The organism is Furfurilactobacillus cerevisiae (assembly GCF_048961765.1).
GTDB classification, from domain to species: Bacteria; Bacillota; Bacilli; order Lactobacillales; family Lactobacillaceae; genus Furfurilactobacillus; species Furfurilactobacillus milii_A.
Genome location: NZ_CP185253.1, coordinates 2758181 through 2776999, shown reverse-complemented (window position 1 = coordinate 2776999; position 18819 = coordinate 2758181). Strand labels below are relative to the sequence as shown.

The 18819-nt window shown below is 43.5% G+C and carries 21 protein-coding genes; 7 read left to right on the top strand and 14 right to left on the bottom strand.

Annotated features, from left to right (window positions below; all coding sequences use genetic code 11):
• Nucleotides 1-41: 41 nt before the first annotated feature.
• A complete protein-coding gene (locus tag ABUE36_RS13595; protein ID WP_421016930.1) occupies nt 42-1211 on the bottom strand; it encodes a DUF2075 domain-containing protein in 1170 nt (389 codons plus the stop codon).
• Between the two features lie 243 nt (nt 1212-1454).
• On the opposite strand from ABUE36_RS13595, the gene ABUE36_RS13590 reads away from it, so the two are divergent.
• A complete protein-coding gene (locus tag ABUE36_RS13590; protein WP_421016929.1) occupies nt 1455-3401 on the top strand; it encodes a GTP-binding protein in 1947 nt (648 codons plus the stop codon).
• Here the strand turns inward: ABUE36_RS13590 and yaaA are convergent, their stop codons facing one another.
• The 4 genes from yaaA to istA all read right to left on the bottom strand — a co-directional run bounded on the left by yaaA (nt 3402) and on the right by istA (nt 7674).
• Nucleotides 3402-4148 carry a peroxide stress protein YaaA gene (gene yaaA, locus ABUE36_RS13585; protein WP_421016928.1) on the bottom strand — a complete coding sequence of 249 codons (747 nt, stop codon included), beginning with the start codon at nt 4146-4148 and terminating at the stop codon, nt 3402-3404.
• Nucleotides 4149-4478: 330 nt separating this feature from the next.
• Nucleotides 4479-5408 (bottom strand): IS30-like element ISLpl1 family transposase, encoded by a 930-nt coding sequence (locus tag ABUE36_RS13580; RefSeq protein ID WP_096109805.1) that lies wholly within the window; start codon nt 5406-5408, stop codon nt 4479-4481.
• A gap of 295 nt (nt 5409-5703) precedes the next feature.
• Entirely contained in the window at nt 5704-6441 is a 738-nt protein-coding gene (gene istB / locus ABUE36_RS13575; protein WP_014386885.1) for an IS21-like element helper ATPase IstB, read from the bottom strand.
• 9 nt (nt 6442-6450) lie between these two features.
• Nucleotides 6451-7674 carry an IS21 family transposase gene (istA, locus tag ABUE36_RS13570; RefSeq protein WP_003555353.1) on the bottom strand — a complete coding sequence of 408 codons (1224 nt, stop codon included), beginning with the start codon at nt 7672-7674 and terminating at the stop codon, nt 6451-6453.
• Nucleotides 7675-7795: 121 nt separating this feature from the next.
• Here istA and ABUE36_RS13565 point away from each other — a divergent pair, with 121 nt between their 5' ends.
• The gene (locus ABUE36_RS13565; RefSeq protein WP_421017488.1) at nt 7796-7966 is read left to right on the top strand and encodes a helix-turn-helix domain-containing protein; all 171 of its coding nucleotides are present in this window, start codon (nt 7796-7798) and stop codon (nt 7964-7966) included.
• Nucleotides 7967-7987: 21 nt separating this feature from the next.
• On the opposite strand, the gene ABUE36_RS13560 is transcribed toward ABUE36_RS13565, so the two are convergent.
• The 6 genes from ABUE36_RS13560 to ABUE36_RS13535 form a co-directional block, all read right to left on the bottom strand.
• Entirely contained in the window at nt 7988-8932 is a 945-nt protein-coding gene (locus ABUE36_RS13560; RefSeq protein WP_421016927.1) for a linear amide C-N hydrolase, read from the bottom strand.
• Nucleotides 8933-8998: 66 nt separating this feature from the next.
• On the bottom strand, nt 8999-9805 hold the full coding sequence (locus tag ABUE36_RS13555; RefSeq protein ID WP_421016926.1) for a MerR family transcriptional regulator: 807 nt from the start codon (nt 9803-9805) through the stop codon (nt 8999-9001).
• Nucleotides 9806-10122: 317 nt separating this feature from the next.
• Nucleotides 10123-11616, bottom strand: coding sequence for an amino acid permease (locus ABUE36_RS13550; RefSeq protein WP_421016925.1), 1494 nt, complete (start codon nt 11614-11616; stop codon nt 10123-10125).
• A gap of 393 nt (nt 11617-12009) precedes the next feature.
• Nucleotides 12010-12135 carry a putative holin-like toxin gene (locus ABUE36_RS13545; protein ID WP_081495874.1) on the bottom strand — a complete coding sequence of 42 codons (126 nt, stop codon included), beginning with the start codon at nt 12133-12135 and terminating at the stop codon, nt 12010-12012.
• Nucleotides 12136-12433: 298 nt separating this feature from the next.
• Nucleotides 12434-13198, bottom strand: a complete 765-nt coding sequence (locus tag ABUE36_RS13540; protein ID WP_421017487.1) for an ABC transporter permease — start codon at nt 13196-13198, stop codon at nt 12434-12436.
• Nucleotides 13179-13940 (bottom strand): ABC transporter ATP-binding protein, encoded by a 762-nt coding sequence (locus ABUE36_RS13535; protein WP_421016924.1) that lies wholly within the window; start codon nt 13938-13940, stop codon nt 13179-13181. The genes ABUE36_RS13540 and ABUE36_RS13535 overlap by 20 nt, the downstream gene beginning before the upstream one ends.
• Nucleotides 13941-14056: 116 nt before the next feature.
• Here ABUE36_RS13535 and ABUE36_RS13530 point away from each other — a divergent pair, with 116 nt between their 5' ends.
• The 4 genes from ABUE36_RS13530 (at nt 14057) to ABUE36_RS13515 (ending at nt 16391) form a co-directional block, all read left to right on the top strand.
• Nucleotides 14057-14746, top strand: coding sequence for an ArsR/SmtB family transcription factor (locus tag ABUE36_RS13530; RefSeq protein WP_421016923.1), 690 nt, complete (start codon nt 14057-14059; stop codon nt 14744-14746).
• Between the two features lie 62 nt (nt 14747-14808).
• Entirely contained in the window at nt 14809-15333 is a 525-nt protein-coding gene (locus tag ABUE36_RS13525) for a GNAT family N-acetyltransferase (protein WP_421016922.1), read from the top strand.
• Between the two features lie 137 nt (nt 15334-15470).
• Complete coding sequence (locus ABUE36_RS13520) at nt 15471-16046, top strand: TetR/AcrR family transcriptional regulator (protein ID WP_421016921.1); 576 nt, start codon at nt 15471-15473, stop codon at nt 16044-16046.
• The gene (locus ABUE36_RS13515) at nt 16047-16391 is read left to right on the top strand and encodes an iron-sulfur cluster biosynthesis family protein (protein WP_421016920.1); all 345 of its coding nucleotides are present in this window, start codon (nt 16047-16049) and stop codon (nt 16389-16391) included. It begins immediately after the preceding gene.
• Between the two features lie 60 nt (nt 16392-16451).
• Here ABUE36_RS13515 and ABUE36_RS13510 read toward each other — a convergent pair whose 3' ends face one another.
• The 3 genes from ABUE36_RS13510 to ABUE36_RS13500 form a co-directional block, all read right to left on the bottom strand.
• Entirely contained in the window at nt 16452-16805 is a 354-nt protein-coding gene (locus ABUE36_RS13510; RefSeq protein WP_421016919.1) for a hypothetical protein, read from the bottom strand.
• A gap of 2 nt (nt 16806-16807) precedes the next feature.
• Nucleotides 16808-17737, bottom strand: a complete 930-nt coding sequence (locus tag ABUE36_RS13505) for an IS30-like element ISLpl1 family transposase (RefSeq protein WP_096109805.1) — start codon at nt 17735-17737, stop codon at nt 16808-16810.
• A 105-nt stretch (nt 17738-17842) separates the two neighbouring features.
• Nucleotides 17843-18211, bottom strand: coding sequence for a MerR family transcriptional regulator (locus ABUE36_RS13500; protein WP_421016918.1), 369 nt, complete (start codon nt 18209-18211; stop codon nt 17843-17845).
• A gap of 131 nt (nt 18212-18342) precedes the next feature.
• Between ABUE36_RS13500 and ABUE36_RS13495 the strand changes: the two genes are divergently transcribed.
• Nucleotides 18343-18726 carry a carboxymuconolactone decarboxylase family protein gene (locus ABUE36_RS13495; RefSeq protein WP_421016917.1) on the top strand — a complete coding sequence of 128 codons (384 nt, stop codon included), beginning with the start codon at nt 18343-18345 and terminating at the stop codon, nt 18724-18726.
• Nucleotides 18727-18819: the final 93 nt, after the last annotated feature.

Genomic DNA, 18819 nt, shown 5'->3' with positions numbered 1-18819 from the left:
AACATCAACTGCTCATCGGCACCGCCCTTTTTGGGTGATCACTATTTACCATTTTCGTACAAATTAACAAGTCGCTTCCGCAACGCATCATCGTACGCAGTCAAGTACAAGCCGTACTTCCCACGTTTCATCAGCACATTCAGCACGTCAGCGATGAACTTCTTGTACTCGTCACGGGAGAACTTCATGTCCTTACGTTTCTTGAAGACTTCTTTATGTGAATATTTTTCAGGAATCACTGTCATTGTGTCCGTTTTGGGATCGTAACCAAACGACGGACCGATAATCATTCCAACGTAATTGAGGTCGAAACCCTGGAGGGTATAAATCGTACCCACTTGGGTAATCGATCCTTCACGTTTGGCCCAGTGGGTACGTTGAGGGTCCCATTCATCCCATGGCAAACTGAAGGAATCCATTTCCACGTTGTGTCGTCCGTCGATTCGAGGGAAGCCAGAGGTAGCAACCATCCGGCTCATACCAACCTCTTTATTCCGTTTCTTAATGGTTTCAAACATCTCGCCAGCAGTATCGAACACTTTGAACTTGAAGTCACTGTTATTCGGAAACGGCTTCATCGGTTTTTCTTCGGTCAGATCGTCCATCCAGGCAACTTGGTCATCACTAGCGACCATCCGGTATTGGAAGTTCATACCAAACGTTTTGTGGGGATGATTACCGATAGTTTTCAGTAATAAATCGCGATCCCAATACATTTTTGATTGGAATACTTGGTCGAAATCATAGACAACGACGACTACTTTGGCCAAGTTCATCAAGTCAGTTAGCTGATTTTGACCGCGGTAGTGCGCGTAGGGTTCGGATTTTGAATATAAAAGATGGGCTTCATCAACAAAGATGATGTCATACTTCTTGTTGTGTTTTTGGGCATCATTAATAAGTGATGTTGGTCGACGAATTGTGTTGACCTTCATGTTGGGAATCGATTCCGCAATATCTTGGTAAGCCTTATATAACTCAGGATGATTCACTACTAGCGAGGTCTTGTAATGATTATCCGTCATGTATTGGCGAACCAGTTCCATGAGAACCACAGATTTACCGGTGCCGGCTGCACCTTCAATAATGGCAACGGAAGATGGCTTTGTGGTAAGACCCTGTTTGATGTAATTATTGATATTTGTAATTACACTTTTTTGATCGTCTGACAGATCATCGACGAAGAATTGTGCTTTTAAGATTTCGTTCATTAATTAACTCCTAAGTAATTCGTTATTTGGTGGGAGACAGACTACTAGCAATTTGAAAATGTCCCAAAACAACATTATACCGCTTAACGTGTGAAGAAATCTTACGACAGAGTACCACTCAACACCCACGGATCAGTTTGGTCACAAACGTCTTTCTAGTTAACTGTGCAAATAAAGTTGATTATCGGCCAGGGCATTATTAAAGTTGTTATGTAAGAACACAAGGTAGAAGGAGGTCACCACATGAAACACATTGTTGCTGGCGTCGTGGCGCACGTAGATGCAGGAAAAACGACCCTGTCTGAGGCGTTGCTTTATAAAACTGGTGCCGTGCGCACATTAGGACGCGTAGACAATGGGGATGCGTTTTTGGATCCAGACACGTTAGAAAAGCAGCGTGGGATCACTATTTTTTCGCATCAGGCCAACCTTCACTACGGTGATCTGTCATTAACATTACTGGACAGTCCCGGCCACGTGGACTTTGCCGCGCAAACGGAACAGATTTTACCGGTCCTCGATTATGCAATCCTGGTCGTCTCTGCTACTGATGGCGTTCAGGGATATACACAAACATTGTGGCGTTTATTAAAACGGTATCATGTGCCAACGTTCATTTTTGTTAATAAAATGGACGCAGATGGTGTGGACCGTGAGGCTATTCTCCAACAGTTACAAACGGAATTAGCGCCCGGCTGTCTGCCGTTTGACTGGGATGGCGATGTCGATTCGATGCCAGAGGAAACCGCCGAGGCCATCGCATTACAAGACGAAACGGTTCTCGACGATTACTTAAATGGGACGCCGTTATCAACACCAATGATTCAACAAATGATTCAGCGACGTGAAGTCTTTCCCTGTTTCTTTGGATCAGGTCTTAAGATGACCGGCATTGATACATTGTTGAATGGTCTGTCACGTTGGACGCTTGAGTCAGAACCAGCGACCGAATTTGGTGCGCGAGTATTCAAAATTTCTCACGATGAAAAGGGTGAACGGTTAACTTGGGTTCGCGTGACCGGCGGCGTGTTGAAAACGAAGGCAGAGGTCTTACCTGATCAGAAAGCCAACCAATTACGTGTTTATAATGGTGGTAAGAGTCAGATGGTTTCTGAAATCTCAGCGGGTGGCGTCGGCGTCATTCTTGGTTTAACCGATACGCGGCCAGGGCAAGGTCTCGGTGCCGCCGCAAACGGTCTAGCACCGATGCTTCAACCAGTTTTGAACTATGCGGTCAAGCTGAATGGTGTCGATGCGCATACTTGTCTAACAGCACTGCGCCAACTTGAGGATGAAGACCCACAATTGCATGTGACTTGGTCCGAACAGGTTCAAGAAATTCGTGTTCAAATCATGGGTCCAATTCAGTTAGAAGTCTTGCAGGAACAATTAAAGACGCGTTTTAACCTTGCTGTCAATTTTGGTGAAGGCAGCATTCTGTATCGTGAAACAATTACCCAACCAGTTGAGGGCGTCGGCCACTTTGAACCGCTACGTCACTATGCGGAGGTTCATTTGCAGATGACACCAGCCGAACCTGGTAACGGAATGACGTTTGATACAGACTGTCCAGTCGATGTCCTCGGCAAGAACTGGCAGCATCAAGTGTTGACCAGCCTACAGGCTAAAGAGCACCTGGGCGTTCTGGTTGGTGCACCGCTGACGGATATGCACATTACGTTAATCACAGGCAAAGCTAGCATCGTGCACTCAGTTGGCGGCGATTTTCGTGAGGCAACGTGGCGCGCAGTGCGTCAGGGTCTCATGATGCTGTTGGCAAACGGTGGTGACCAGTTGCTGGAGCCTTGGTATCAGTTCCGTTTGACGGTTGATGGTGATAATGTTGGCCGTGCGATGACCGATATTCAGCGGATGCATGGGTCGTTTGAGACGCCCACGACAAACGGCGCCAACACCATTTTAAGTGGTGTGGCGCCGGTCTCTGAAATGCAAGATTATGCACGAACTGTTCAAGCTTATACACATGGTCTGGGGCAGCTCGAATGTGTTGTCGATGGATACCGTCCGTGTCATAATGCGGATGAAGTGATCGCTGACGCAGATTATCATCCGGTTAGTGACCTTGAAAATACGCCGGATTCTGTATTCTGTGCCCATGGTGCAGGCTATCCAGTGGCTTGGAATCAAGTTCCGGATGCAGCGCATGTACCATATGTGATGGATCGTTAATCAGTCTTGTTTTAAGAACACAAAAGTCGCTTTGTCGGAACGTTTGGCGTCAAACCGGTAGTTCAACCGGTCAAATTGCTTCAAATCACTAAGCTCATGAATGTTATTTTCAGCTAAAAAACGAACCATCTCACCCCGTGCCATTTTTGCGAATGTGGCGCGGGTTTTTAGTTTGCCGTCGACGAGGTGGCCGAAGACGACATTAATCAACGGTTCAGCGGGAGTTAAATAATGCTGAACCGTTTTTGTGTATTCCTGTGAGGCGAGGTTAATTAACGGTTCATGATGTAGGCCTAGTCCGCGTTCAGGTTTGTCACCCCAAAAGTCGTACAGATTCTTGTGGTTTGTCACGTGGAGGGGCGCCTGCATTTCCAGGCGGTAGGGCGCAACGCCATCAAACGGACGTAGCACGCCGTAAAAACCAGACAGAATCCGCAAGTGATCCTGCACGTATTGCAATGCGTGCGTTGTAAACACGCCGGGCGCCATGTACTGGTACTGAATGCCGGAGTAAGCCACCAGTGCAGGTGTTAACTGATGTTTGAGATTGATTTGTTGTAATTGTTGGTAGGCTTGTTGCGCGATTTTCTCGCTACAATGCCAAAGCTGATGCAGTTCTTCGTAACTCATTGATTGCAACGTTTGCAAAATTTCCCGCGTTTCTGGTAGGAATTGCGGCAAGGATGAAATATCGAAACTGTCTGAATCAATGGTCATTTTCTTAGCTGGTGAAATAATTATCTTCATGTGAGACCCTTTACCTTTAAATGCTGTTTTGTAAATGATAGCAGGTTTTTTGTCCGATATTGCCATCATTCAAGCGTAAATATTTGTACGAAAACTATTCCAAACGAACATATTGGTTTGAATTGCGTATGTTAATGTAACTGGTTTTAGTAGCAGTAAATCAGTGAATTTTATTAATTGACAGGTACGATTGAACCGTATATTCTATAATCGTATTTCGGCGATGATTTATCGGGAAAACCAACATGAATCGTTAACAAAACTGAAAAAGAATCGATTAAAGAAAACAATTAAGGCACTTAAAAGGAGGCTATACGGTAGATTGCAAATTTAATCCGAATTTTTGGACAAATTGGTCAGCATAACCTGATACGGTGTTTTCCAGTCAAGTATTTTAAGCGGTCTCTGGTTAATTTGGAGTAACGTCGTCGTTAAATCTTGAGCACTAATGTGCTCAAAACGAGTCCCCTTAGGATAAAAATAACGTAAATTCCGATTAAAGCGTTCATTACTACCACGTTCAGCTGGCGTATAAGCATGACAGTAATAGGTCTTAATACCATATTGTGATTCAAATGATACTAGCCCACTAAACTCAGTACCACGGTCCACAGTAAAACTGTGCACCGGTCCATTAAAAGTTGTTAGGAACTTAGTCAGTGCTTCATTAACACTCGCTGTCGTTCGGTCCTTTAACCGATATGCCCAAAGGAACCGTGATTTGCGATCGATTAAAGTTAATAAAACTGCCTTACTATGCCCACGAGGGCCAACGACGGTATCTAGTTCAAAATCACCGATGCGATTACGTTGATTAATCATCATGGGACGCTGTTCAATCGATCGCCCCAAAGATTGATTATATTTGGATCGTTGGTCAACGTTACGCCGTTGGCGTACGCCATGTTCAGGTAGATCATTCAAGGAGAAACCAATTCTCCCCTGATTTAGCCAATTATAAATAGATTTAGTCGCTAGTTTAAATTCGTGAGCAATCATTCCTGGTGACCAGCTTAGATGTAAATGGTTGAGAATTGTTTGCTTTAACTCATCGCTCAGCTTAGTTTTCCGACCACATCGTGATCGCTTGTATTCGGCATCTGTTTGTGCTAATTCAGCCTGATAAGGTTGACATCGAGATAATTCATAAGAAATTGTTGACGGTGATCGGTTCAGCCGAACGCCCATTTGGATATTGGACAGCCCTAGTTCACAAAAGGTTTCGATTTTAATTCGTTCGGAATAGGTTATACTAGACAAAAGATCAGCTCCTAAAAGATGGGTTTGTTGTAAACACCATTTTAAAGGAAGCTGATCTTTTTTGTCCGAACAGCGTTCGGATTAATTTTACAATCTACTATAAAATGTCCAACAAAAAGGAAAACTCCGATTTAATGAAAAGTCTTGCCGCAGTTGAGGCATATTTCAAAGGTGAACCTAACAATGTTGAAGTGCACACGGTCACTATCGATGTGCCACCGCGTTTTAATGCCAAGTGTCAAGGGCAGTTTAAAAATGTAGGTTTTCGGCAGAAAGAAATGTAGGTTTTCGGCAGTTACTTGAGGCCACGTAATCGGTAAGATTTACCAGTGATCTTCACTACGTGAACATGATGAACCAAGCGATCGAGAATGGCTGCTGTCACAGTTGGGTTCTGGAAAATATCAACCCAAGCGGATAGATCACTATTGCTGGTAATGATCGTTGAATGCTTTTCATAGCGGGCATTGACTAGCTGAAATAAGAGGTTAGCTTCTTGGTGACCAATTGGCAAATACCCAATTTCATCAATAATTAATAGGTCATAGCGCGAATAGCGGCTTAGAGATCGATCAAGCAGTCCTTTTTCGTAAGCTGCTCTCAATCTAATCAACAGCTCATGACAATTAATAAAGAGAACCCGACAGCCCTGTTTACAGGCCTCAATCCCAATACTAATTGCCAAGTGGGTTTTACCGACTCCCGGATTGCCAATAAAGATTAAGTTTTCAGACTTTTCCATAAAAGCCAGATTCTGGAATTCCAGAACCTCTTGGCGATTCATACTGGGTTGAAAGCTAAAATCAAATGTATCTAGGGATTTTGTATTGGGGAACCGAGCACGGCCAATGGCCCGTGCAATCTGACCTTCGTGTCGATTCTGGAGTTCCGAATTAGTTAAATCAATTAGCGCCTCAGTTAATGACAGATTATCAGTGTGAATTTGATCAAGGTAATTCGGCAAGTATTCACGGATTTTGTTTAACCCTAAGCGCTCAAGATTATTTAAAAGAATTTGATTATTAGTGGTCATGGTAGCCTCCTATAAGTTGTCGTAATCAGTCATATGTTCACGAATGTAAGCTGAAATGTCTTCATCTGTCCGCCCTTTAAGCAAATCAGATTTGAGGATATTGAACTGATCTTGGGGGTCATAATTCAGCGAATTGGTAGTTATGGAGTGCGTACGAATTTCTTCTCCGTTATAATAAATGTGAATGCGCTGCTCATCATTGGAGATTTCAACAGCAACCGTACAACCAATGTATCGCGGATCTACTGAGTACTTACATTTGCGGAAATTGATCATGGCCTCCTTCGAAACGACACGGGTAATGTTTTCTTCGAAGTATGGTTCAAGGAGATTAACTGGAACGCGATGAAGGTACTCTTTTTCTTCGTCTAACCATTTCAGGTACGGGACTTCGTCCGTGGCCTGCGAAGTTTCATGATTTAGATCATCTCGGAGCATATGAACTAGTTCGATTAGCTCAGTTCCATCAGCAAATTCAGTATTGTATGGCCGTAAACGTTCAACCGTGCGAGCAAGGGCTTCAACTGCACCTTTAGTTTGTGGTCTGAATGGTCGACAAGCAATTGGTGTGAAACCGGCATCTTTACAGAATTCGTGGAACCGTTCGTTAAAGACAGCGTGGCCAAACTGGGATTTTGTATGATCCACAACGGTTTTCATATTATCAAACCAGATTTCCGTCGGAATACCTCCGGTATGAAGGAAAGCGTCGTGTAAGCAAGAAAAGAGGGTATCTTGGCTCCGATCAAAGGTTAGTGTCATATATTTGAGTTTTGAATAAGGCAATACATACAAGAAAATATTGAATTTAAACAGCTCACCCTCGCTGCTCACTAGGGCCATTTCTTCTTTCCAGTCAACTTGAGCAGAGAGACCAGGGGAATGTTCAATCCGAATGGTAGCTTTCTTAACTCGTTCTCGGCGGGTTTGGCGACAATAATCTTTCACGAGGGTATAGCTGCCGGTAAAGCCCTTCTTCTGGATAAATTTAAAAATTGAAGCAGCCGAACAATTTAGTTCAAGCTTTGAATCGATGGTTTGCTTGAATGGATCCAGTAAACTTGGCCGTTTCGGTCGACCACTTGGTCGGCCCTTAAGTCCAGCTTTGACTTCCTCATAGGCTTTCTTAACGGTTCGATAATCAACATTATATTGCCGGGCAATCTCGGCGAAGTTAGGCTTAATATTTTCAGTCACGTAAATCGTCACTCCTTCTCTTAAATCACGTCTCACATCAAATTCCTCCTACACTCTGATGTGATTCATGATACAAAAAATGTAGGAAAACCAACAGTTCTAACCTGCCGTTTTCCTACATTTTACGGGTGCCTTTTACACCAAGACGGTTAAGCAGCTGCGCAAACGGCTAGATGTGACGCAAAATACAATGGCCCATTTGTTAGGAATTTCGCCACGAACTGTGGAAGCTTGGGAAATTGGTCGGGCTGAACCTAATGGCAGTTCACGTCGCCTCCTTGAACTGTTTCAGAAAGATCCTAAGATCATTGAATTACTGCGTGATTAACAATATTTAACTAACAATCAACTACGTAAACGGATAGGCAATCACTTGTTGGGGGCTATCCGTTTTTATGTCGTCTAAACGTAGATGATGAATTTCACCGGTCCGCACGGATTTAAACGTCATGGTGCGCTCGGTCAAGTCCAGGACGTCTTCATAATGTGTGTAGTCCATGTTGCTACGCCGCAAGCGTTCAGGCGTTCGAGGGATGACAACATCGTCGAGTAGTGTGAGTAACTGATGTTCAGCGGCAAGTGTCGTTTGCGGAGCATCTTGGCGCCATAAGTTAATGACGGTTCGTTGGAAACGGTCCGTTGGTAAATTCGTGTGGTGTAAGTCGCCGTCGAAAGAGCGACACGCTTGTTTGAAAGTATCAACCGAAGATTCGCGATCAATGCCAAGGGTTTTGGCCAAACGGACAATATGCGCTGGATAGTTTGGCGTGTTTGTCAGCACATGTAGTGGTGCTTCAGTCAGCGTTAGCCCGTGACCCCGCGGCTCCAAAATAGCCGTATTGCCCGCAACGTCAGTCAGTAGCCAATGAAATGGTCGCCAATTATTCTCGCTATACCACTTTTGTGCGACGATATTGATGTTTGGCAAGTCCAAACGCAATTCGGCAATTGAATGATGCGTTAGTGCCCAGTAAATGAAATCCTGTGGCGTGATATTTAGATTGTCGTTCGCCATTGTGGCAGCATAGTGGGCTTCAACCGGAAAGTAAAGTTCAGCGCAGGCAAGACCAGCTTCGTTCATGCCGTCTCCCATTAAATAATGATTGCCCGGCGTCCAGCGACCGCCGCCAAGAATCGCCATTGACAATGGTTTACCAGGATCATCAGTAGAGGGTTGCCACAAAAATCCAGCAGGCAGGTAAATTGGTCGCCATGGCGTGGTAGTCGGCAGATCCATGGTCCGTGCGAAAAAGGCGTGATGGTCGGCGGATTGAAGCGTAATTGCAGTGCACATATGAAAACCTCCTAAATGCGAGTACTTATGTTCCACGTGTAACTTTCTTGTTTAATGTATCCAACATCAATCAAGCAGTCGATATTCAAGCGCCATATATGACGATCCAGCTTTACTAGACAACTGTTCATCGAGATTTAATTGCCACAGTGTCTGGTCGATTTTGAGACCGTGGAGTTGAATGAAGTCATGTAAGATACTCAGTGAGTGACAAACATCTGCGGTCGTATTGAATGTTTTGACGGAGACGTATTCACCAGCTGGTCGGTTAACTGTTGCGACATTGTTGGGAACGGCGGGGCTGACGGCTTTGATAATACAAAAAGAGGCCGTTTTATAGTCGTCAGCAATGCACCCTGGTAACGTTGTCATGAAGCCTGATTCGCGTTTGTCGATCAGCTTCAGCGTGCCAATTTTTTGGTAGAAGTCTTGATACAATTGACTGATTTCTTCTTCGGTACAGGTTACGGATTGAATTGAGCGCCAGTATTCCTGGTTAGAATGATCAACGATCACGGGTTTGTTGAGAGCGGCCGTTTCGCGAGCAGGTTCAGTTGTAAAACGCTGATTTAGCGTTTGTTTAAGCGTGTTCAAACGTTGAATTTTAGCATCAATGGTTCGGTTTAACGATTGTAGCTGATTGTCTAAGCTCGGTGTTTGACCAGCGTTAAGTAAGTTCTTGATTTGCAGAACAGATAATCCCAGTTTTCGCAGTTCCAGAATGAAGGTCAAATCATACAGTTGATCATAATTGTAATAGCGATATCCATTTTCTGCGACCTTGGCGGGTTTAAACAAGCCTTGCTCATCGTAAAATAACAATGTGCGTCTTGTTGTATCTGCGAGTTCCGCAAATTTTCGAATTGTTAACATTATTGCCTCTTGTTCTTGACCTGTACGTTACGTAACAGTTTACACTGATTATAGTTTGAATAATGACAAAACAAAACAGGTTAATACGAGGAGGAACATAATATGAAAGCAGTTGTGATTAGCGAACCAAGTCATGCGGATGTGTTAAAAAATCGTTGACCGGACAATGCCTGTTGCGGATGCAGAACGACTTTGTTTCGTCCCACGATTGACTCAATTGAAGATAATACTAAACAAAACTGCCATGCCTGAATGAATTAGGCATGGCAGTTTTTGGATTGCAAAGTTTAACGGGAAGTATCTGTGTTGCGGGCGGGCTACTTATCCAATGGATCGATTGTGTGTTCACCACGGCCCTGAATTTGCGTGTACCTAGGCACCTCATCATGATTAAGATGGCGTACGTGCCAAGGACGGTGCGTTTTGGTTGTCCGTCTACGGGAGTAAAGCCACAAGGTCAGTCCCAGAATGAGCAGGAAGAAACCACCCATGACGAGCGTATAAGTTAGGGCCGGCAGCTGCGCGTTGGCTGTTGGAAAGAATGTTGAAGCAAACACTAGCGCAGAAGTGATGAACCCAATTACGCCAATAATCAAACAGACAAAGCGGCCACCTGGGAGTTTGAAAGCGGCTTGACGGCTTTTACCAGTGATGTTGAGCACGATAAAGCCAGCAAATAGCAGTAAATAGGTGACAAGATAGAGCATGACAGTGAGGGACATCGCCATGGCAAACGCACCGTTGTTGCCGCCGATAACAACTGTTAACACGAAAGCAATGATGGAAACGATGATTCCCTGTAAGAGAACAAGGTGAACTGGCACCTGATGTTTATTCACTTTGTTAAAGGTCGTTGGCAGGATTTCGTCCTCAGCCGTAACTAATAATGATTTCACGGGGCCAACAATCCAGGAACTGATTTCACCGAGCATCCCGATTGCCATCAGCAAGCCGATAACTTTTACCAGTGGCGCAAAGGTCGGTCCGAGAATAATGGCCACCATACTGTTGATGGCCTGAATAACACCTTGGTTAAGTGACAGGTCTTTCAAAGGTACGACGGCGGTTACAGATAGGCCACCAAACGAATCGATGATAATGGCAAAGGCGACCAGCGTCAGCATAATAATCGGGTAGTTACGCTGCGGTCGTTTGAGATTGTTAACGTAGGAAGCAGAGGCTTCAATACCAGTAAACGCTAGAATGTAAGGCACGATTAACGTCAATGGATGCCCACTTGTGAAGCTGTTAGTCGATAAGGTTGTTGCAAACTGAAGGGGATGGTCAGTCGCAACGTAGATACCGCTGAAAACTAACAGGATTAATGCTGGCAAAATGATCCCAAGAATAAACGTCCATTTCACCAACCGATCGGTATCATTGATGCCTTTAAGCTGAATAACAGTCATGACCCAGTAAATCGTGAGAAAAGCGGTGAGCTTTAACCACGGATTGGTGTTAAGTGCCGGCAAGTTTAGCGCATAGGCCATTACCCCAATGATGAAGTAAATCATGGTGATAAAGTTAACGGTAATTTGCAACCACTGAAAAAAGACGGCAATAAAACCGGCTCGTTGTCCCAGTGTGCCTTTGACCCAGGTATAAACGCCACCGTCACTCCACCCAGGCATCGTCGCCATTTGGGCAGAGGCTAGTGCCACCGGTAAAAACCAGAAGATACCTGCGACAACCAACAATAGCGTCGCCATCAACCCTGACTGAGCAAAGGCTGGATATTCGTCTGCAGACATAAGCATGGCGGCCGTTAGTGTGAAGAAACCAAAGGCGCTTAGTGAAGTATTCTTTTTCATGAGGGGGACCTCTCACTATTTATAATTTAAAAATTATTGTTTATATTATTTTATATATTGATATTGGCGGCTGTCAAAATCCTAATCTACTCTAGATTAGTTTTCTACCATTCGTGAATATAAAGCAACATTACAAGATTTAGGACTTAAGGAGATTGAGCTCAAGTCGGCCGGCTTTAATGGTTGGTGGAGTGGCCCGTGGATGCCTTCGTATGTAATTCAGGGGATTAAAAAGTAAAATTTGCTTTTAACGGTACCTTTGATGATATAATAAACACATAAAAAGGATGTCACTGTGAATGACATCCCTACCGATCCGCAAAAGCGGTGGTGCTTCGGATAAACGAGCAATCGTCGGCTAGCCAAAGTTGAGACGACTGCCCGTTTTTTATGTTAACAGCAAGTCATAATGACCGCGATTAACTGAACGACCAATGCCAAAAGTGCCACCACAAACATGGCGAACTCTAGCATCAGCTGCAGTGCATCCTTTACGGACACGAGGTAACTCCTTTCCATCAGATTCTGTGACAATACGGTAAAAGTTTCTTACCCCATTAGCACCATCTTCTTTCAGGTGTAAAATACACCAAAAGTCACCACCATCTTCACTTCTCGGTAGATAAAATTATAGCAAAGCAAACGGCATGGAACCCTCAACTTTGATGAGGATTTCATGCCGTTTTAGTAACAGCTACATGATGTTTTCGTGTGACTATAAATCCTTTAATATCAAGGTGTGTCACTGATTTTTTTTGTCAAAGATATTATCTAGTTTTTTAAAGAGGTAGAGGTGTTAAAATACTTGAAATTATATTTAGTAAACCAATCGTCGATGCACGAGATAAATCGGCAATCCGGCAATTAGTATGACGACCACAAGTAGCCAACCCAAGTGAAACCAAATACCGGTAGGATTGCCCAGCATCAGGCCACGACAGACCTTAACGGCATGGTATAGGGGCGATAGCCAGCAGTATGGTTGAAGCCAATGTGGCATATTGGCGACGGGAAAGAATGTATCCGAAAACATGTACATTGGTTGAATGACCAGCATGGCGTAGTAATTAAGATAGTCGCGATTAGGCACAAGCAACGTAAAGATCAGGCCTAGCAACCCGAACAAGAGACCATTCAAGAATAGAAGAAACGGGACAAAGATAACCAGCCAGCTATGGATAGCACCTAAAAATCCTGCGATAATCAAAAATAGTGTGCCGAAAATGGTAGCACGAATGCCAGCCCAAATTGCTTGACCGATGATGATGTCTTGCAGGTTAACAGGTGTCATGCTAACGGCGTAATAAGTCTTTTCAACTCGCATCTGAATAAACGCGTTTGTCGTGGCCTCATTGGTTGCTGCATTCATACTGGTGGCGGCGACTAAGCCTGATGTTACAAACAGAAAGTAGGGCATGCCTTCAACGTTGCCAACAAAGTTTGCCAAGCCAATCCCCATTGCGATTAGATACAAAATTGGATCAAGTAAGTTTGGAAACACAGATACTTTGAAGAGTTTTCGAAAACTCATGTAATTGCGTTGAATGACGTGTTTGATGGATCTAAGAGAGAGCTTGTACAATGTGATCATCCTCCTCGTGAAAATCGGTAAGTGCCAGAAAGGCCTCTTCTAGTGACTGATAACCATACTTCGCCGGTAATGAATCTGGGGCACCAGAAGCGAGAATTTTACCGCGGTGAATAATTAATACTTGATCGGCCAACCGTTGAACTTCATCCATGTAGTGAGACGTGAGCAACAGTGAAACACCTTCGCTTTTTAATTGCTCTAATTTCTTCCAAATCACATGGCGTGACTGAATGTCCAGACCGGTTGTTGGCTCATCAAGAATGATTACTTTGGGATGGTTGAGAAGAGCGCGTGCCAGCACCAAACGGCGCCGCATGCCACCAGACAAATCACTGATTTGTTTGTCATCGTAATTTGCTAAACCGGCAAACGTTAGCAGGTTCTGTGTTCGCTTTTTCAGCTCACGTTTGGGGATGTCATAGCACAGGCCGTGAGCAATCATGTTTTCGTAAACGGTAAGTGAACCATCCAATAAGTCCTCTTGAGATACAATGCCGAGCGCCCTTTTTGTGTTTGAGGGCGTTTTTTTAACGTCGAAGCCATCCACGGTGATTTTGCCGTGAGTAATGGATGCTGCTGCGTAGATCATTTTCATGGTTGTTGTCTTGCCTGCACCGTTTGTGCCTAATAAAGCAATGCAATGGTTGCGTTGCAACTGAAACGAAATGTCATTAACGGCCGTAAAGGAACCATATTTTTTTGATAAATGAGAAACTTCAAGAATGGGTTTCATGGTTATCAACCTCCGAATTAACTAAATTTGGTGAAAAATGTCGTTTCTCACTGAAATTTAATGTATCATGAGGTCAACTCGATGATCTTCGAAATATGGAATTCGGCGGTGATAATATGAATGAGGCACCAGATGTTGCAGCAATCGTGGAAATTTTTAGTAACTCAGCACGGGTTAAAATGGTGGATATGTTAATGGATGGCCGAGCTCACACAGTCAATGAACTGGCCTTGGCTGCTAAAATTACGCCGCAAACAGCGACATATCATTTGCAAAAAATGGTCGGCCTTAACTGGCTTAAACTGGAGAAGTACGGGCGCTTTCATTACTACACGTTGATTCGATCAGACGTCGCAACACTGTTTGAAACGCTGAGTCCGGTTGCGCCTGAGAAGAAAGTCGCTTCTCTAAACAAGAGTTTGAAATATAAAAAACTATATTATTGCCGAACATGTTATGACCATGTGGCAGGTCGAATTGGCGTTGCCATTACTGATAAACTAATTGAAAATGGCGCCATCGCTTTGGAAAGTGCGAATTTTAACGTGACACAAAGTGGCCGAACATTCTTATCAAGCACTTTTAATTTGAACTTAGACGAGTTGATGAAGAAAAAGCGTGCCTTTTGTAAACCTTGCTTAGATTGGAGCGAACGTAAAGATCACATTGGAGGCGCGGTTGGTCACGGTATTCTAATGTTTTTGTTGGATCATGAGTACTTGGCCCGTGGCAAAGATGCGCGAGCGTTGGTGGTGACAGATTCTGGTCATGATTTTCTTAAACAGCGCCTTCAGCTCAGTGTTTAATGTTATGACATGGATTTGAAAAGTTTGTTGAAAATCAGAAATCGATAAAGAGATGATGAGCAATGATCTTACAAGTTAATAACCAACTCAAACTTAGTTCTTTGCAGCAAAGTGAAGCCCCAGCGTACTTTCAGCTAATTACTCAAAACCAGCAATACCTTGGTAAGTGGTTGCCGTGGGCCCTCAAAGTTAAAACATTAGCTGATCAGGAACGCACTACTCGAATTGCAGTCTTGGCTGACCGCGGACAGCCCACGCAATTTAGTATTTATTGGCAAGAACGGCTGGTGGGTAGAATCAGCTTTGTTGAATTAGATAGAATCAATCAAACGGCTGAGATTGGTTACTGGCTAAGTGAAGATGCGCAGGGTCGCGGCATCATGCGTGCTTCCGTTGAACGCCTTGTCCGCTATGGTTTTGAAGACTTGTATCTTAAAAGAATTGATTTGAAAATTGCGACTCATAATCAGGCGAGTTTGGGGGTTGCTCATGCCTGTGGCTTTGAAGAACAGGAGATTTTACCCAATGCTATTAATTTGGTAGGCGGCTCAGTCGATGCGCGTCGTTGGTCACGATTTAAAAGTTAATGAATTTAGTTTTGGCGAAGCAACGGTCATTTGTGACTGTTGCTTTTTATTAATTGAAATAGTCACTTTATTCTTTAACGATTGTTCAAAATGGATTATACTGTTTTTGAACAGTTGTTAAAGAAAGAAGAAAACACATGCCAAGACAGCGACAATTTGAAGAAGATGACCTGTTAGAACAGGCAATGATTATTTTTTGGCAAGCCGGGTTTAACCAAACGGCAATAAGAGACTTAGCGACGCAAACAGGTGTGAAAGCACAGAGCTTATACAATACGTTTGGCAATAAGGATGCTTTGTATTTAAAAGCACTGAAGCATTATGTTGGGATGGCCGACAGCGAGATTAATGACATCATGGCAAGTGAGAGTGATGTTTGGACAAAAATGAAACAATTGTTAATTCTCAACTGGCCATTAGCGACTTATCCAAAGGGTTGTATGGTCATTAATTCAATTAGTGAGCATCACGACCAATCAGCTGAGTTAATGGCCACTTACAATACCTTATTTGATCACTTAACATCGGCGTTTGAACGACTCTTGTCACAATTACCGGCAATCAGTTTGACTACTTCAAGACAAGCACAATTAGCCAGCATGCTACGAACGATTCATAACGGAATCCAGATTGATTTAGCAAACGGTCGGCAGTCACAGGCCATTAATGAAACGGTTAGCGCTACGTTGGCAATGTTTAAGGCGGAGGGATAAATGATGAAACTTTCATTTTCACATGAAGCACCGGAAAAATTGGCGTCAAAAATGGCAGCGCATGAGGTACTTTTGCTAGATCTAGATGATGGGATCGGACCATTATCGCCGGTCTTGGGAGAAAACGGACTAATGTATCGAATATTCATCTGTCCACAAGCAAAGATACCCGACGATTTTACTGAACAATTTCAAACATCGCTTGGGCCAGTGTACTTTACGGATGAGACGGCGTTTTATTTAGATGAGAACATGGAGATTACGTACAAGAAAGTTCAAAATCGCCTTGAGTTGCAAAGTGATCAGGCAATTTTGGAATCAAACCTGAATATTATTCGTCTATAAAACAAAAAAACTTCCAAACTAGCCAGTTCAAGTCTGTGCAAGTTTAGAAGCTTTTTTAGTTTAGCTGGCAATGATAAATAGGACAAGCAAGACGATTTCAACGGCGAGGCGAAGCAGGTGATGTGACCAATGAATGTCAGCGCCAAACATTCGCCGTCCTGCCAGTAACGCACCGCTTGAAATTAGCACCATGCCAATTACCAAGAACGGAATCGTTGCATTAGTGGGAAAATCGCCTACCGCGGTCAATAAGAATAGTGAACCAATAACCGTTGTAATGGCGCCTGCCCAACCGCCTTTGCGAACGTTGAACCAAGGTAAAATGAGATAAATAAGTGCATAGATACCGATCAAACGGCGCATAAAAATGAGCATGTAATTTCCCTGAGTTTTCTGTTTAATGGTAGATTGCAAATTTAATCCGAATTTTTGGACAAATTGGTCAGCATAACCTGATACGGTGTTTTCCAGTCAAGTATTTTAAGCGGTCTCTGGTTAATTTGGAGTAACGTCGTCGTTAAATCTTGAGCACTAATGTGCTCAAAACGAGTCCCCTTAGGATAAAAATAACGTAAATTCCGATTAAAGCGTTCATTACTACCACGTTCAGCTGGCGTATAAGCATGACAGTAATAGGTCTTAATACCATATTGTGATTCAAATGATACTAGCCCACTAAACTCAGTACCACGGTCCACAGTAAAACTGTGCACCGGTCCATTAAAAGTTGTTAGGAACTTAGTCAGTGCTTCATTAACACTCGCTGTCGTTCGGTCCTTTAACCGATATGCCCAAAGGAACCGTGATTTGCGATCGATTAAAGTTAATAAAACTGCCTTACTATGCCCACGAGGGCCAACGACGGTATCTAGTTCAAAATCACCGATGCGATTACGTTGATTAATCATCATGGGACGCTGTTCAATCGATCGCCCCAAAGATTGATTATATTTGGATCGTTGGTCAACGTTACGCCGTTGGCGTACGCCATGTTCAGGTAGATCATTCAAGGAGAAACCAATTCTCCCCTGATTTAGCCAATTATAAATAGATTTAGTCGCTAGTTTAAATTCGTGAGCAATCATTCCTGGTGACCAGCTTAGATGTAAATGGTTGAGAATTGTTTGCTTTAACTCATCGCTCAGCTTAGTTTTCCGACCACATCGTGATCGCTTGTATTCGGCATCTGTTTGTGCTAATTCAGCCTGATAAGGTTGACATCGAGATAATTCATAAGAAATTGTTGACGGTGATCGGTTCAGCCGAACGCCCATTTGGATATTGGACAGCCCTAGTTCACAAAAGGTTTCGATTTTAATTCGTTCGGAATAGGTTATACTAGACAAAAGATCAGCTCCTAAAAGATGGGTTTGTTGTAAACACCATTTTAAAGGAAGCTGATCTTTTTTGTCCGAACAGCGTTCGGATTAATTTTACAATCTACTTAATACCTAGTCTTGACTAAGTTGTCGTTGTCTTTTGTGGTAACTGTCGATTTTTTGGTCTAAAAAATCGAGATGTTGCTGGATTAACTGTTGTTGACCCTTCAAACGAAGGCGTTGCTTGGCTAATAGGTCCAGTCGTTCATCGATGGTGGCATCACCAATGTCGCGCAACTGAGCGTAGGCTTGAATCTGTTTCATCGGCATGCCAGTGCCTTTAAGCCGTTTGATAAACGCGATCCAGTGAATATCCGCATCGGAGTATTCACGTTTGTTGGTGTGGGAACGGGCGGGCGTGATGAGATCGAGTTTCTCGTAGTAACGCAGTGTGTCGATCGGCATCCCGACTAGTTTTGAAAATTCCCCAATACTGTACATATTTCGCCACCTAAAATAATTTTGGTCTAGAACAGTTGTCACCATAGAGAAAGTGTAAAACTTTAGTTGACATGGAGTTAACTCCAGATAGTAGGCTTATCCCAATCTTAAGGGAAAGGGAGTTTATATTGATGCCAGGAAATGAAAATAGTCGTTTGAAACGGGGCCAAGCAAAATTGCAGGAGGTTGATGCAGAAGCGGCGACAAATGTCATGTCAGGATTGGCGGATGTAGCGCCAGACATTGCGACGTACATTGAAGAATTTGCGTTTGGTGACATTTATTCGCGGTCAGGGCTCGATCTCAAACAGCGTGAAATGATCACGGTCACGAGTTTATTGACGCAGGGAGACACGGCTACACAATTAGAGGTTCACATTAATAGCTGCCTTAACGTTGGGCTGACTGAGCAAGAAGTTGTCGAAAGTTTCATTCAATGCTTGCCATACGTTGGGTTTCCAAAGGTGTTAAATGCAGTTAACATTGCCAAACATGTTTTTGCGACACGTAAATAATGTTCACTGCTTTGAAATATGGACAGTTAGTAGAACTGTGATCCTTAAACCGATAGCTATTAAAAATACAAAAGAGACCTCAACAAAGGAGGT

What these genes read in the sequence shown, in the direction of transcription:
- ABUE36_RS13500 (WP_421016918.1), bottom strand. Translation starts at nt 18,211, where the DNA reads ATGTACAGTATTGGGGAATTTTCAAAACTAGTCGGGATGCCGATCGAC.
- istB (WP_014386885.1), bottom strand. Translation starts at nt 6,441, where the DNA reads ATGACCACTAATAATCAAATTCTTTTAAATAATCTTGAGCGCTTAGGG.
- ABUE36_RS13515 (WP_421016920.1), top strand. Translation starts at nt 16,047, where the DNA reads ATGATGAAACTTTCATTTTCACATGAAGCACCGGAAAAATTGGCGTCA.
- ABUE36_RS13530 (WP_421016923.1), top strand. Translation starts at nt 14,057, where the DNA reads ATGAATGAGGCACCAGATGTTGCAGCAATCGTGGAAATTTTTAGTAAC.
- ABUE36_RS13560 (WP_421016927.1), bottom strand. Translation starts at nt 8,932, where the DNA reads ATGTGCACTGCAATTACGCTTCAATCCGCCGACCATCACGCCTTTTTC.
- ABUE36_RS13550 (WP_421016925.1), bottom strand. Translation starts at nt 11,616, where the DNA reads ATGAAAAAGAATACTTCACTAAGCGCCTTTGGTTTCTTCACACTAACG.
- yaaA (WP_421016928.1), bottom strand. Translation starts at nt 4,148, where the DNA reads ATGAAGATAATTATTTCACCAGCTAAGAAAATGACCATTGATTCAGAC.
- ABUE36_RS13520 (WP_421016921.1), top strand. Translation starts at nt 15,471, where the DNA reads ATGCCAAGACAGCGACAATTTGAAGAAGATGACCTGTTAGAACAGGCA.
- ABUE36_RS13555 (WP_421016926.1), bottom strand. Translation starts at nt 9,805, where the DNA reads ATGTTAACAATTCGAAAATTTGCGGAACTCGCAGATACAACAAGACGC.
- ABUE36_RS13495 (WP_421016917.1), top strand. Translation starts at nt 18,343, where the DNA reads ATGCCAGGAAATGAAAATAGTCGTTTGAAACGGGGCCAAGCAAAATTG.
- ABUE36_RS13525 (WP_421016922.1), top strand. Translation starts at nt 14,809, where the DNA reads ATGATCTTACAAGTTAATAACCAACTCAAACTTAGTTCTTTGCAGCAA.
- ABUE36_RS13545 (WP_081495874.1), bottom strand. Translation starts at nt 12,135, where the DNA reads ATGGAAAGGAGTTACCTCGTGTCCGTAAAGGATGCACTGCAGCTGATG.
- ABUE36_RS13595 (WP_421016930.1), bottom strand. Translation starts at nt 1,211, where the DNA reads ATGAACGAAATCTTAAAAGCACAATTCTTCGTCGATGATCTGTCAGAC.
- ABUE36_RS13535 (WP_421016924.1), bottom strand. Translation starts at nt 13,940, where the DNA reads ATGAAACCCATTCTTGAAGTTTCTCATTTATCAAAAAAATATGGTTCC.
- ABUE36_RS13590 (WP_421016929.1), top strand. Translation starts at nt 1,455, where the DNA reads ATGAAACACATTGTTGCTGGCGTCGTGGCGCACGTAGATGCAGGAAAA.